Genomic DNA, 14,600 nt, shown 5'->3' with positions numbered 1-14,600 from the left:
TGATCTTTTTAGATACTAATAAAATAGACGAAAAAAATGACTCCACCCTTTTGTTGCAGGATGGAGTCATCTTATTTTACTTAATTAAATACGGCGTTTTCTGACGAAGATCATCAACGCAGAAACGCTGATCACCAAACCTGCGAAGACCAGCAGATTTGACAGAACATTATTTTCACCAGTTTTAGGTAAGACTTTCTGACTGGCAGATCTAGCCCACGTTACGATCGAATGTCTGCCTGGATTAGCAGTATCCGTTGATGTATTGGCTAACGTCGTCCCTTTCTTGTAGACATAAGTCACCAGTACATCCTTCTCGCCAAATTTACCTTTGGCATTTGTCGGTAATTTATCTTCAACTAGTTGATAATCACCGATCTTGCTTAGCTTATATTCTGCTGTCGTCACATCATAGTCCACGCCGATTTTTCCAGTAATCGTTTGAGAATCGCGCAGCTCTTTGCCCGCTTCGTCAACGTATTGAACCGTGACTTTACTGGCGGCTGATGGTACTGAATTTTTCTTATAGTGATAAACGACTGTCTGCGTTGCTGCTTCGATTGTGCCGGTGCCATTTGTTGGCAGCTTGCTTTCATCTAAAACATAATCATCTATCGTCGCTAGTTTGTACTCTGGGGTCGTTGCATCATACCCATCGCCGACATTGCCTGTGATCGTTTTCGATGCGCGGATCTCTGCATCTGCTTCGTCCACATATTTCACGGTAACCGTACTAGTCACTGGCGGCACTGGATTTTTCTTATAACGATAAACGACTGTTTTCGCTGTAGCATCCAGTGTACCTGTTGCATTCGTTGGCAATCGCGTGACATCCAGCTCGTAGTCGTCGATCGTATCAAATTTGTAGTCGGCGGTCGTCGCGTCATAGGCGTCACCGATATTTCCGCTAATCTTTTTCTCTGTCTGAATTTCCTCGTCATCTTCATTTAAATACTTGACGGTCACATCTTCAGCTTGTACGGCTCGTTGAATTGGGATCAAGGCTGAAAGTCCATACTCCGTCCGTTGAAATCCTCGAGCAAGGATGCCGTAATTTACCAAAATATACTCTGCCGGGTCTGGAATACTAAAGAAAACCAATCCTTCTTCGGTTAGCATCGGTGAACCCGGCCCCAATACTACCTTATTCGCATTTAAAAATTGAACATTTGGTAGAGGCGCACCACTTTGATCCGAAAGAAGGGAATACCCATTTGCTGCTTTCAAGACATTTTGCGAGTATACGATATCTCCTTCATGATCCGCTGCGATACTTAATGCTGGCAGTTCTATAGGATTTTCTCGCGTATAATCTGTACTGGAAAAAACTCCTTTTCCTACGTCTGCTGTTATTCCTAAAGAAGAAAAATCAGTCATATCCGTTGAAATAACCCGCAGAATGTCGGTCGGGTTCAGGCGATTGATCTCCGCTCCTACTCCGGTCAATTCAGCCGAAGGAATGCCGCTGTCGTTATTTCCTTGAATAGCTAATTGTTTCACGGTTCCGGTAGGTACAATGTGAGACAAAACATTGGGCCGCACATAGGCAAAAGCCCCTTCTCCTAACTTAATGTCGGGAATATTGATGGCTTCTATATACGTTGTATTAAGGTTTAATATCCCAGTCGCATATTGCAGCCCGGTAAAGTCGATGACTGTTTCGGCTGGAAATAGGGATGGATAGACGTCAAAGGTCAGATCGGTTAGATTAGCCATCATCTCTTTGGTCAAGTCCTCGGGATTCACCGTGGTGCCTTTATTACTAAGCTTTACGGCCACGAGTTTCCTTAGATTCTCATCGGGCATCCACGTTTCTACGGCTTCTGCTCTTGGTGTCCGTTCCACCTTTTTTTCCTTTGTTTCACTCGTAGTACTGCTGGTCTGCTTAACGGAACTAGCTGTTTCTTGCTTTATCGTACTTGAGGCGGTCGGCTGTACTTCCTTTGTTTCGGTGCTTGCTGTCGTTGCCGTCGAGATACTTTCAGCTGCTACCTGAAAAGGGAAGCTGGAAAGCATTACCGTACTCACTAAAACCAAAGAAAAACCACGTTTCATTCTATTTTTAAAACCCCTATTCACAATATCCACTTTATTCCTCCTAATAACTTTTCGAAATATAACATCATTATAACCATAATTTTTCGGAAAATAAATGACTTTCTGAAAAAAATTAAGTGTAAAATAATTCTAATATCTTTCTAAAGAAATTTCCCACTAATATATACACTGGAATATAATCGTTTAAAAACTAATTTAAGCACAAACAACCCCCGATCCGCTTTCACACAAAAAACAAGGCACCAAATCAGCCTGTGATTTGGGGCCTTGTTGATACTTTATTATTCTGTTCAATTTAATACCTCTGAATCAGCTCCTGCAGCTTCTCTTGTGCCGCCTGGTCTTCTGAGATTTGGAAGGCCGCTCTCGGTGTATACTCGCCGACACTCCCATCGTCGGCATATTCGCCAAATCCCGTGTTGGTACTCACCATCTCACCGTTGCCTGATTTTAGTTCATACACGACACCATTGTCCCCCAGCAAATACTTGCTCACTGGCTTCGTAAAATCCATTTTTACCGAATAATTTTCTGCGAATGAACCAGCGGCAAGCTCTTGCTTGCCTATACCGCCATCCTTTGACGTATAAAAAACGCAGCCGCCGATCGCCCGAATCGGAAACGCACTTTTCCCAGGCAAGTCTTGATTTTGGACTTGGACCTGACCATCAGGGGTATTCGCGTACCAATCGCCGCGCCCCGCTGCCCCGTGATCAAAATACCACCCACTGACCGCCATATTCCCGATCGCCGCACGCTGGCCTGCCCATTCAAGAAACGCCAGATTAATTTGCTCTCTTTGGGCATCGCTCAGACGAACCCCTTGACTTGCCACGGATTCCGTCTCACTAGAACTCTGCGTCGTTTGGGTATCAGTCGTTTGAGTATCGGAGGATCGAGTTGACACGGTTTCTGACGTTGCCGGGTCGCTTTTGGCGGTTACAGAGACCTTGATTTCTGTCGAACTTGCCGGCGTATCAGCCTCTTTCCCAGAACTGCAGCCGGATAATAGAAATACGGAACAAACGCCTAACAGCGCATAGCGGATTATTTTCATTATGTTTCCTCCCAATATCTTTTTCAAGGATTATTCTGTTATATTATACGCCAAAAAGACCCTAGATAACAGGTCCAACTGACAGCCTATCCGTCAGCGCTCATTATCTAGGGTCGATTGATTTTAAGCGAATTGATTCAATACTTCGGTCACTTGATCCTTGCTATGAACACCGATCAGCTTATCCAAAATTCTGCCGTCTTTTTTGATGATCATTGTCGGAATACTCATGATTCCAAGTTCTGAAGACGTTTCTGGATTTTCATCAACATTCATTTTCACCAAGGTTGCCTTATCGCCTAATTCTTCTGCCACCTGCTCCAAAATCGGTGATTGCATCCGGCACGGTCCGCACCATGGCGCCCAAAAGTCGATTAGCACTAATCCATCATTGGTTTCATTTGCAAATTCTTGATCGTTAATTTCTCTCATTTTCTTCACCTATCCTAAACAGTTATTGTTGAAAGCTCTTCAATATATTTGTACGCCTCTTGACCGGCAATACTGCCATCGCCAACGGCTGTGGTAATTTGACGCAGTTCTTTTTCCCGCACATCGCCAATCGCAAAGATTCCGGAAACCGCCGTGCGCATCCGATTATCCGTTTCGATCCAGCCCTGATCGTTAACAATCCCTAGATCAAGGAACGGCTCTGTGATCGGATCTAACCCAACATAAATGAAGACCCCGTCAGCCGAGACTTCTTTCGTTTCGCCCGTTTTCGGATTTTTTAAGATGGCCGAGGTCACCTTCATAGCGTCCCCTTTGATTTCATCGATCACCGCGTCCCATTCAAAGAAGATCTTTTCATTATTAAAGGCCCGCTCTTGAATGATTTTCTGAGCTCTCAAGGCATCTCTGCGATGAACGATCGTCACCTTCGAGGCAAATTGCGTCAGATAGATGGCTTCCTCAACGGCAGAGTCACCGCCCCCCACCACTAACAACTCCTTATTTCTGAAAAAGGCGCCATCACAAACCGCACAGTAGGAAACACCCATGCCGGAATACTTCTCTTCCCCTTCAACATTCAATGTCCGATGGACCGCGCCAGTGGCGATAATTACCGTTCGGCTCAAATACGTTTCATTTGAACCAACGACTTTTTTAAGCGCATCCTGCTCTTCGATTTTTTCAACCGTGTCATATTTCAAAGCGACGTCAAATTTTTCCGTCCCTGCCAGCATCTTCATTGATAGATCCGGTCCTAAGATCGATTCAAAGCCCGGATAGTTTTCGATTTCGGCGGTGTTGTTCATTTGACCGCCGGGCAAGCCCTTTTCCAATAGCAAAACCGATAAATTTGAACGAGCAGCATACAAAGCCGCGGTCATTCCCCCCGGTCCAGCTCCAATAATTACAACATCATAGATCATGTTCATTCTCCTTCTTCATACTAAAATATTAATTCTGCAAAAAGCAGAACGGAAGTCTTTCTTCTTATTAAAGTATTCACTGCCTTACAAAAATGAGTCCGTGTTTCATCAGATCGACTCTTTTTTATGTAATTTCCAGTCGTTGACGCCTTGTGCGAGCTTGACGGCTTTTCGCCCTGATTGTTCTAAAATATCGATCGCTTTGCTGGCCATGACACAATGCGGTCCGCGGCAATAGGCCACGATCGTTTTGTCCTGCGGCAACCCTTCCACCAGCGTATTCAGCTCTTCAATCGGCATGGAGACGGCGCCGGGAATGTGCGCCGTTTCAAACTCATCGCTAGGACGGACATCCACCAGAACAATTTCTTCTCGTTGGATCTTTTCCTCCATCTCCTCAATCGAAACGGTGTATTCTTCTGCGGCTTCGCCTAAGAATTTATCCTTCACGAGATGCTGCTGTTGGATCTGTTCTTGCGCGACCTCTAAGAAGTTCGTCAGCATTTGTTCGATTTTTTCGTCTGCTAAACGGTAATAAAAGAAATTCTTATAGCGCTCATTTCTGACTAAATGCGACTTTAACAGCACCTGCAAATGCTTCGATGTGTTGGCGATTGAAAGGCCCGTTTCCTCCGCGATGGCTTCAACGGTCTTTTTTGACTGTATCAATAAGCTAAGAATCTCTAGCCGGTTCTCGTTCGACAAGGCTTTGCCCATTTGAGCATATTCGCGAAAATAGTCTTTATTGGTATCTTGATTCATCTCTGATCCCTCCAATCCATTAACCGAAATCTATTCAACCGATTAGTTGAATAGTAATATACCTTTGTTTCTTTGTCAACCATTCGAGCTTCACTTGACTAAGGGCTCCGACACGAAAAAAAGCCCAGCAAGCGAACTTGCTGGACTAAGCTATTTTAGACAGGTACTTTTTCAAAGAAATTAGGTAAATATTTCTTATGGACGATCAAAAGCTCTTCCATCACTGTTTTTGCGACATCGCCGCTGGTAATTAAAGGGTTCATCGTAAATGCTTGCAGCAGTGTGCCATAATCTCCCGTGACCGCCGCTTCGATGGTCAATTCCTCCATGGCTTTCATTAATTGTAACAAGCCACGCTCTTGCGGCTTGAAGGAACCGAACGTATAAGGTACCGGACCATTTCCCGTTAGCATGCAGGTGACTTCTACCGCCGAGTCAGCCGGCAAATCTGAAATCGTGCCATTATTTTTAGTGCTAACCGTCATTACCGTGCGCTTATCATTATAGATCGAAGAGATCGTTTCGCAGGCCGCGTCGCTATAACGGGCGCCCCCTCTTTCAGCAAGCTGCTGAGGCTTGTAATCCAAGTTGGGATCTTTGTATAATTCAAAAAGCTCCGCTTCGATTTCCTTCACTTTTTCTGCCCGCGTGCCATGATTTTTGAAGTCTACTAATTCTTCAGCCAGCATCTTGTCAGTATAATAGTAATAATTATGGTACGGACAAGGCACCATATGTAGGTTCTCCACCTGTTCTAAAATCAATTCGTTATCCTTGATATTAGCGACGATCGACTGGCTGTTGCCTTCACCATACATCTTTTGTATCAATTCGTCAGTTCGATTATGACCGAATTTATCGACGACTGTATGCCAATGCAGATGGTTGATTCCGGCAAATTGGAAAAACAGGTCCTCCGGCTTTTCTTGCAAAATTTCCGCTTCTTCTACCACTGCATTCACCGGAATATTGCACAGCCCAACGACTTTGTCCCACTTTCCGTAGCGCAATACCGCCTCTGTTACCATACCAGCAGGATTCGTGAAGTTGATCAGCCACGCCGCTGGACAAAGCTCCTTCATTTCTTCGACAATCTCCAAAATAACTGGAATCGTTCGCAAGGCTTTAAAAATCCCCCCTGCTCCATTGGTTTCTTGACCGATCAGGCCATGACTCAAAGGAATCCGTTCATCTAAAATTCTTGCATCCAAAAGTCCGACTCGCAGCTGCGTGGTAACAAAGTCAGCATCCTTTAGAGCCGCTTTTCGGTCCAGCGTCAAATGGACTTCACAGTCGATCCCGGCTGCTTGGACCATTCGTTTCGCCATCGCGCCAACGATCTCCAGCTTGTGTTTGCCTTCTTCAATATCTACCAGCCACAGTTCGCTGATTGGAAATTCCTGATAACGTTTGATAAATCCTTCGACGAGTTCAGGCGTATAGCTTGATCCGCCGCCGATAGTAACTACTTTTAATTTCGACATGTTTGCTCTTCCTCATTTCTATTCACTAAGTAATTCTGTTGCTTCTGCTTCTTTTAATTCTTCTCCTTCTTTGGCCAGCATTTCCTTTTCCGCCATTTTGAAGAATGGGAAGTAGATAGCGATCGCGATACATATTTCAACGGCCGACCAGACTGCGGCACGCCAGTCCCAGCCGGTTGCCATCAACGGGCCGATAATCGGAGGCATCGTCCATGGCACGACCATGATCGGTTTTGCGATCAATCCGATCGACATCAGTAAATAACTTGAGGTGGCTAAAACTAAGGGGATCACGATAAATGGAATCATCATTAATGGATTCATAATAATCGGAAAACCAAAGATGACCGGCTCATTGATCTCAAACAGGGACCCCGGCAAAGCAACCTTGCCTAATTGCTTATAGGTTTTAGCTTTTGACGTAAGCATCAATAATACTAAGGTCAACGTGGCACCTGTCCCGCCAACATTGACAAACAAGCTGGAAAATCCTGAAGCCGTGATGTACGGCAGTGTTTCTCCCTTAGCAAAGGCCGACGCATTTGCGGCGATAAAGGTTAAGAAAATCGGATCGGCCACACCCTCCAGCGTCATATCGCCATGAATCCCCGCACACCAAAGCAGACTCACTAAGAAGGTATATAGAAGAATCCCCGGCAAACTGTTCAATGCAAAAAGCAATGGAGAGAAAATGTGCTCAATAAATTGTGTGATATCAAAATGGAATGGCACACGAATGATCCAAAACAGCAGCAATACGATCATTCCCGGCACCAACGACACAAATGAATTACTGACTGCCGGCGGAACCCCTTGCGGAAGTCGAATGACCCAATTACGTTTGATACAGAAATTGTAAATTTCGGCAGTAACGATTCCGGCGATGATCGCCGTAAACAATCCGGTCGAATCAAATCCAGCTGGATCGATCACAAAATCATTTGACAATTGTGTAATGATAAAAGCCATAATCGATAATCCGGCTGATGAAATAGCATTCACTTAATAGCTCTTCGCCAACTCATACCCGATCCCTGCAGCAGCTAATAACGAAATAATTCCAAACGAAGCATTCACCGCAGCATTGATCATGTTTTCATACGGCGCGATAAAATTCAGCCAGCTTTCAATCGGAATATTTCCGACGATCAGAAACACACTCCCGCTGATAATGGCCGGAAGCGTCAGCGCCAACCCATTACGAACAGCTACTAAATGTCTTTGGTTCCCTAATTTTGTCATCGGGGGAATAATAACTCTTTGCATCCACTCTAAAAACTTATTCATTTTTATTGCCTCCTCTAACTTTGATACTCGCAGTATAAAAAAATTAACCGCTTACGTAAACGCTTTATCGCCATCTTGGAGCATGTGCATTTTTTTGGTATTTGTTCCATAAATGTAACGCCCTGTACCATTTCCCAATCCGCTATCTGATCCTTGATAAGTGTTTTTTCATCTCGTATAATCGAAGCAAATGAGTACAGAATAGAGGTGTCCAAATGCTATTTCTTCCTAATCAGGTAGATTTGAAAAATGTCGAAGTCGATATTTATAATTACATCATCAAAAATCTGGATAAAGTTTGTTACATGCGGGTCAGGGATTTAGCCGAAGCCGTTCATGTCAGTACGTCCACCATCATCCGCTTTTGTAAAAAATTCGACTGCGAAGGCTATGCGGACTTTCGAATAAAGCTTCAACTGTACGCAAATGAACAAGCTCAAACAACTACCACGATTCAGGCGATCGATGAACTGCCCTTTATTGAGTTCCTAAAACGAACCAGTAATTTTGACTTTCAGCAGGATATTATGAATGCCGTCAATATTTTAAAGGAATCCGATTTGGTCTTGTTTGCTGGGATCGGGACGTCCAGTATTTTTGCCGGCTATGGCGCGATGCTCTTTTCTTCTTTGTTTACCTTAGCATTGAACATCCAAGACCCGTTGAACACACCGCTGGATAATATTTCTGATCAGCTGAATACCCGGATCTGTTTGGTGGCGCTCTCTGTTTCAGGCGAAAATGAAGACATCATCGAATGTATGAATCACATAAAAATGAGAAAATCTCATGTCATCTCTATCACAAATAGTTCTAATTCGCCCATCGCCAAGCTTTCAGATGTCAATATTCCCTACTACACCAATACCGAAATGTACAAAGAAACCAACATCACCTCCCAGCTGCCCGTCACCTATATTCTGGAAATGCTGGCTAGAGAAGTGTACGCGATCAAACAAAAAAATTAAAAAAGATGATCCATTGAGGATTTGCTCTCCCCATTGGATCATCTTTTTTCACTTTATAAAAGCTATGTTAATGCAGCACTGTCGTTTTGAACTTACGATTATATTCAAATTCGATCGGTTCTTTTTTGTTTAGCAGTTCTTCATCCAATACCAGCTCGAAAATTTCCTGATTCTCATATGGATTAAAGTAGTAAGTCAAATTTGTCACATCAAAAGCCGCGCGATACTGTGTATAATCGACCGAGCCGTCATTTTTGATATTGACACCTTTGGGAATCGTGACATTGTCCAAAACTTTAAACAACGCATTCAATGGCGCATCCGCATCCACTAATGACCGCAAATATACCGTACGAACAAATCTTTCTGGCGATGTATACCCGCCAGGCAAGCCAAAAGTACCCGAGCCCTGTCCAAACGGCTGAACTTCATAATCACCGATTTTTTTATTAGCAAAATTATTCGGTTGCAGACTCAAATAATTGTTTAGATTCTTTAAATGCCAACCAAATTCAGGACTATTGGTCATTACACCAACTGGGTTCTCTTTTATCACTAACTCTCCGCTATCCGATTCAACGACCACCGTTTCTCCAGTCCGATCAGTGATGATAAAGTGCAGCGGCGGCACGAAACCTAGTAAAGGTATTTCCTTTTCGACTAGGTTAATTTCCGTCATTCGTTCTCTTAATTCAGCAATACTTGCGATTTCGCCTAATACCCACATAATGAACTCATGGGGCGCCAGGTTCACCCGATCTTCTTTTACCTCTGAGCTGTATTTTGCTTCATTGAGAAAGTAAAGTTCGGCGATCGCAAGTCCCTGTTCATTCACGCCATCCGCCAGAAAATATTCGTCCAAGTTTCGACCCGTTCCGACAAAACCGTACCGCGTTTCTTGGGATTCTTCTAACTGCTTTTTCCAAGCATAATTTCTTGGAATTACGACTGGCCTTCCATCCAGCTGAAAACCAAAATCCATTGTTCGTGCTAAAAAATGCTGCTGATTATTACTTGTTAACGTTAGACTAGTACACATGATCCATTGCTCCTTATCAAAAATTAAGACTCTTTGCAGCCGTAACAACTCCTCGCTTATTTGAAGCGATCCTTGATCGTCGAGGACAAATCTTTAAACTGTTTGCCAACAGCTTTCCCTTTTTCAGCATATTCTTCGCCAATGCTTTTGCCTTCTTTGCTGTATTTCTTTCCAAGCTCAGCCCCTTGTTCCTTCGTTTGCTCAAAGCCTTCTTTTAACTTTTCAATTTCTTCTTTAAATGACATGACACTCTCTCCTATTCTTCACTAATAAACTTTTTCCAATCAATCTCTAAATAATTGCCATCAGAATCCCTTGGTAAAATCTCGATTAGCAGATGGGCTTGTAACTGCTCCAGATACATCTTTTGCGCTTGCGAATGAATCCCAATCACCACATCCGCTTTTTCTTTGACCAATTTTTTGTCGATAAACATCGCATCGATCGGTGCAAGATTTATGTTGGATAAAAAGGACTTTTCTCCTTCAATCGCTAAAAAAATATCAAGAAAAGTAATCGCTTCTTTCGACTTTTTCAACTTATACCCACCCTGCTTTGACGCATATGATTCGATCAAATCGGCATGCTTTAGTTTGGTGGCGATCTTTTGCAAATACGTATGCGAGACATTCATCCGTCTGCTGATTTCACTAGATTTCAGTGCTTCATTATCAGGCAGCTCCGCTAACATAACCAAAATTCCGATTGCTTGAACGTAGGATGACGATAATTTCAAACACTCACCTCTTTCTACGGATATTATATATCCATAGATATTTTTTGTCTACGAATAAGCTGTGGAAATTTTTTTGCATAAAAAATACCTTCTATTCTACATCATTTAGAAAATTAAACGGCGCCTACATTCATCTCCAAACTTTTATTCGATTCTATTGAAAAAGGATCAATCATAACTGAACTTCCGCCTACTTTTAGCACTTTCCCCTTGAAATATTGAACACAGCAAAATGATTTTCCGAACACTTTTTTTAAAAAAGATAAATGATTGCGTTTACATTAAGATAATTCTATTGTATACTCGCCTTAGAGGATAAGACGTTATAACGTCTTATCCAATATAGCAATCATAATTAGACAAGGAGGAAAACATTATGGAATCAACAGAAGCTTTAGCAAGGCGATTATTAGAACTTATGGGAGGTTCAGAAAACGTTCAATCAATTACACACTGCGCTACACGGCTACGACCACAGTTCAAGGATCGTAATTTGGTACAGAAAAAAGATATTCAAGAATTAGATGGCGTAACTGGAATCGTTGACAAAGATTCAGGTTTTCAAATAGTCATTGGAACAAATGTTGGAGAGGTATATGACGCATTTATTAAATATTTAGATTCCCCCTCTACTTCGGAAGATTTGAAGGCTGAGACGAAAGAAAGACATTTGTTGAATGATTTTGTTGCTTTGGTTGTCAGTATCTTTTCACCATTATTGCCGCTTCTTGCTGGATCGGGTTTATTGCGAGGCTTTACCATTTTAGCAAACGAGCTGGGGTGGTTATCGACAGAAAGTACAACAAATTTAATGCTGACGTTAGCAGCTACTTCCGTTTTCTATTTTTTACCGCTGCTAGTAGCAGTCACTTCAGCAAATCGGTTTAAAACTAGTCCGTATATTGCAGTAGCAATTTTAGGCGCATTGATTATGCCAGATTTCATTAATCTCATCCAAGGAGACGGCGGAAATCTGATTCGTTTCTTTGGAATCTCAATGCCTGTGTTCAATTACACAAGTCAAGTAATTCCGGCGATTCTGACTGTGTGGTTACAATCTGTTTTGGAACACTTCATGAAGAAAAAATTGCCTAATAGTTTGCATATGATTGTAATTCCAACTATTTTGCTATTCGTTTTGGTTCCCGTCGTCGTAGGTGTTTTTGGTCCTCTTGGCAATTACTTAAGTATTGGAATTGCAAATATCGTTGGCTGGTTAGCGAATATTAATCAAATTGTTACTGGAGCTGTGATCGGTGGGATTTGGAATATTTTGATCATGTTTGGAGTCCATTGGGCGCCTAATACAATGGTCATCATTCCTGAAATAGCTCGGACAGGACATTCAGCCTTTATTGCCTATGGAGCAACGGCAAACTTTGGAATGGCAGGTGCGGCTTTTGCCATATTCATGCGCTCTCGGAATCAAAAACTGAAGACCTTTTCATTGACGGCAATCACTTCCGTCTTTCTATCCGGTATTGTTGAACCAGCCATTTATGGTTTAGGCGTCAAATTTAAAACGCCATTAGTTGCAGGCTGTTTAGGTGCAGCATTGGGCGGAGCATTCATGGGGGCATTCGATGTTATCGGAAACGCCTTTGTTTTTGGCGGCTTAACTACGATACCTGCTTTTGCAGGACCAACCTTATGGGCATATGTAATCGGTTTGGCGATTTCATTTTTCGGTGGAATGATTTTAACACTTATATTAGGCGTCAAGGACCCAGAAGCAGAAATGACACAGACAAAATAGACAACAGGAGGAAAAAAATTTATGACTTTACATTCAAAAATCCAAGGAACTTTAGCTATGGCGGCGATCGGAGATGCCATGGGCGCAGCAACAGAAAATCTATCCTTTGACCAAATTCGAACTCTTTTTGGCTCAGAAGTGACTGATTTCAAAAAACCAGGTGAAACGGCGTTTGCTTTAGGCAGTGAAGCTGGACAAGTGACAGATGATTTCTCTCAAATTTATTTTCTATGCAATGAAATTTTAAAAAATGATGGCTCATTAACCAAAGATACTGTAATCAAAGCAATGCTAGCTTGGTCAGATGTTCCAATGTATTTTGATCGATTTGCAGGACCAACTACCAGAAGCGCCATCGCAATGTATAAGGACCCTTCTTTAAAAATGAAGCCGCTCCCAGGTGCAGTTACGGTAGACTATGCTTCAAAAGCGACTAACGGAGCAGCCATGAAAATTGCTCCAGCAGGGATCTTACATCCAAATGATATTGAGGGGGCTCTTGAGGCCGCGATCACCATCGCTCAAGTAACCCATGATAACTCATTGGCAATTTCTGGAGCTTGTGCTGTTGCGGTGGCAACAAGTGTGTCTTTAGCACCCCATGCTACAATAAATGATGTGCTGTCCGCGGGCTTCTATGGAGCCGTTCGAGGAGAAACTTTGGCTAAAGAAGTCTCACGTGAAGTGGCCGGACCTAATGTTGTAGATCGTATTCAACTAGCGTATACTATTGTTAACGGTGTTGGAACGAAAGAAGACAAATTACGTCAACTTTCGCAAATCGTTGGCAGCGGGTTGCATATTTCGGAAGCGGTTCCTTGCGCTTTTGGGATTGTTGCTCTAAATAAGGAAAATGTTTTACAAGCAGTCATTGACGCTGTAAATATTGGATATGATACAGATACCATTGCGACGATTGTCGGTTCTATGGTGGGGGCCTTTATTGACTTATCTGACCCACAATTCCACTCCTTATTTGAAACCGTTCAGCTTGCCAATGATTTTAATCTAGTTCAACTAGCAAATTCATTAGCAGATGTGGTGGGGTTTCATGAAAGGAAACAGTGTTAAATATTTAGCAATTTACGAAGAATTAAAACAAGAAATTATTAATGGTGGATACACTGTTGGGGAGACTTTCCCGGCAGAGCCTGAGTTACAACAGCGCTTTAATGTTAGTCGCATTACAGTACGTCATGCGGTAAAACTTTTAGTGGATGAAGGCTATTTGCAACGGATACACGGAGTTGGAACCATCGTTTTAAGCCAAAAAGAGTCACTTCAGTTGCAAACTTTACTAAGTTTCACAGAAGAAAACAATGATCGTGATGCGCATTCATCTCTGTACGCCTTTAATGAATCCGTGGTCGCTGATCCAACTGTTTGCTCTCATTTGGAACTACCTAAAGGGGCTACGGTTAGCTGCCATGAAAGGATTCGCTGGGTAGATGGGATTCCCATCAGCTTCCAAAGAGTTTACTGCCCTTCCTTCATTCAACTAGCGGTGGAAGAACTAGAGGCGCCTGACGCTTCTTTGTATAAGTTATTACGGGAAAAAGGCTTTGTAGTAACCAAAGCCCAAGAAACGATAGAATCTGTTGTCTCAGATAAGCAACTAGCAGAATGTTTGGATATAGAAGAAAACAAACCGCTATTATATGTTGAACGAGTCACTCGAGATCAAAAAGATCGTCTAATTGAATATACTGAATTTTTCTATCGCGGTGATCGTTACCGTTATAATGTACAATTACAGGTACCTTAAAAATAGAAATCCCACATGTGAACTGAATCAAGTTCACATGAGGGATTTTTTATTATCTCAAAAATATCCATCTTAGTAAAACAGGAGAAGCCCCTATTTACTATTTCAATTGAATTATTCTTAACAGCCAAAGACAATCATTGCCGGTTTAAATTTCAGCTGATTCTGCCGCTGGCTCTTCAATGGATTCCTCTTTAATTCCAAATAGCATAAAAATACCCTCAAAAGAAAGATTTGTAGTGACCCCAAAAAGTTAGACTTTTTTCGGAGTGGAGAAATCCACTCCTTTTTTTGTTGCTTTTATTGCCAATT

Annotated in this window: 13 protein-coding genes and 1 pseudogene; 4 read left to right on the top strand and 10 right to left on the bottom strand. The window is 42.5% G+C overall.

Annotated elements, in window-relative coordinates; all coding sequences use genetic code 11:
* Positions 1 to 84: 84 nt before the first annotated feature.
* From FFR60_RS20885 to FFR60_RS20855, 7 genes and pseudogenes are all read right to left on the bottom strand, one after another.
* Positions 85 to 2,088: a MucBP domain-containing protein gene (locus tag FFR60_RS20885; protein ID WP_137665666.1), complete on the bottom strand. Its 2,004-nt coding sequence runs from the start codon at positions 2,086 to 2,088 to the stop codon at positions 85 to 87.
* Positions 2,089 to 2,353: 265 nt separating this feature from the next.
* Positions 2,354 to 3,115 carry a hypothetical protein gene (locus FFR60_RS20880; protein WP_137665665.1) on the bottom strand — a complete coding sequence of 254 codons (762 nt, stop codon included), beginning with the start codon at positions 3,113 to 3,115 and terminating at the stop codon, positions 2,354 to 2,356.
* A 123-nt stretch (positions 3,116 to 3,238) separates the two neighbouring features.
* Positions 3,239 to 3,547 carry a thioredoxin gene (trxA, locus tag FFR60_RS20875; protein WP_137665664.1) on the bottom strand — a complete coding sequence of 103 codons (309 nt, stop codon included), beginning with the start codon at positions 3,545 to 3,547 and terminating at the stop codon, positions 3,239 to 3,241.
* A gap of 14 nt (positions 3,548 to 3,561) precedes the next feature.
* Entirely contained in the window at positions 3,562 to 4,488 is a 927-nt protein-coding gene (gene trxB / locus FFR60_RS20870; RefSeq protein WP_443093132.1) for a thioredoxin-disulfide reductase, read from the bottom strand.
* A 111-nt stretch (positions 4,489 to 4,599) separates the two neighbouring features.
* Positions 4,600 to 5,253 (bottom strand): ArsR/SmtB family transcription factor, encoded by a 654-nt coding sequence (locus tag FFR60_RS20865; RefSeq protein WP_137665662.1) that lies wholly within the window; start codon positions 5,251 to 5,253, stop codon positions 4,600 to 4,602.
* Positions 5,254 to 5,408: 155 nt separating this feature from the next.
* Positions 5,409 to 6,737 carry a 6-phospho-beta-glucosidase gene (locus FFR60_RS20860; protein ID WP_137665661.1) on the bottom strand — a complete coding sequence of 443 codons (1,329 nt, stop codon included), beginning with the start codon at positions 6,735 to 6,737 and terminating at the stop codon, positions 5,409 to 5,411.
* Between the two features lie 18 nt (positions 6,738 to 6,755).
* Positions 6,756 to 7,979 (bottom strand): annotated as a pseudogene (locus FFR60_RS20855) (PTS sugar transporter subunit IIC).
* Positions 7,980 to 8,239: 260 nt separating this feature from the next.
* On the opposite strand from FFR60_RS20855, the gene FFR60_RS20850 reads away from it, so the two are divergent.
* Positions 8,240 to 8,992 (top strand): MurR/RpiR family transcriptional regulator, encoded by a 753-nt coding sequence (locus tag FFR60_RS20850; protein ID WP_088935622.1) that lies wholly within the window; start codon positions 8,240 to 8,242, stop codon positions 8,990 to 8,992.
* 67 nt (positions 8,993 to 9,059) lie between these two features.
* On the opposite strand, the gene FFR60_RS20845 is transcribed toward FFR60_RS20850, so the two are convergent.
* Genes FFR60_RS20845 through FFR60_RS20835 form a run of 3 tightly spaced genes read right to left on the bottom strand, consistent with a single transcriptional unit; the run spans position 9,060 to position 10,767 of the window.
* Entirely contained in the window at positions 9,060 to 10,031 is a 972-nt protein-coding gene (locus tag FFR60_RS20845; protein WP_137665660.1) for a choloylglycine hydrolase family protein, read from the bottom strand.
* A gap of 56 nt (positions 10,032 to 10,087) precedes the next feature.
* On the bottom strand, positions 10,088 to 10,276 hold the full coding sequence (locus FFR60_RS20840) for a hypothetical protein (protein ID WP_088935620.1): 189 nt from the start codon (positions 10,274 to 10,276) through the stop codon (positions 10,088 to 10,090).
* A gap of 11 nt (positions 10,277 to 10,287) precedes the next feature.
* Positions 10,288 to 10,767 (bottom strand): Rrf2 family transcriptional regulator, encoded by a 480-nt coding sequence (locus FFR60_RS20835; RefSeq protein WP_171004995.1) that lies wholly within the window; start codon positions 10,765 to 10,767, stop codon positions 10,288 to 10,290.
* Between the two features lie 376 nt (positions 10,768 to 11,143).
* Between FFR60_RS20835 and FFR60_RS20830 the strand changes: the two genes are divergently transcribed.
* From FFR60_RS20830 to FFR60_RS20820, 3 genes are read left to right on the top strand one after another with little or no spacing between them, the layout of a single operon-like run.
* A complete protein-coding gene (locus FFR60_RS20830; protein WP_137665658.1) occupies positions 11,144 to 12,523 on the top strand; it encodes a PTS transporter subunit EIIC in 1,380 nt (459 codons plus the stop codon).
* 21 nt (positions 12,524 to 12,544) lie between these two features.
* On the top strand, positions 12,545 to 13,594 hold the full coding sequence (locus FFR60_RS20825) for an ADP-ribosylglycohydrolase family protein (protein WP_137665657.1): 1,050 nt from the start codon (positions 12,545 to 12,547) through the stop codon (positions 13,592 to 13,594).
* Positions 13,575 to 14,288 (top strand): GntR family transcriptional regulator, encoded by a 714-nt coding sequence (locus tag FFR60_RS20820; protein ID WP_137665656.1) that lies wholly within the window; start codon positions 13,575 to 13,577, stop codon positions 14,286 to 14,288. Before FFR60_RS20825 ends, FFR60_RS20820 begins: the two co-directional genes overlap by 20 nt.
* Positions 14,289 to 14,600 lie beyond the last annotated feature (312 nt).

Source organism: Enterococcus hulanensis (assembly GCF_005405485.1).
In the GTDB taxonomy this organism is placed as follows: Bacteria; Bacillota; Bacilli; order Lactobacillales; family Enterococcaceae; genus Enterococcus_A; species Enterococcus_A hulanensis.
This window is presented reverse-complemented; position numbering and strand designations above follow the sequence as displayed.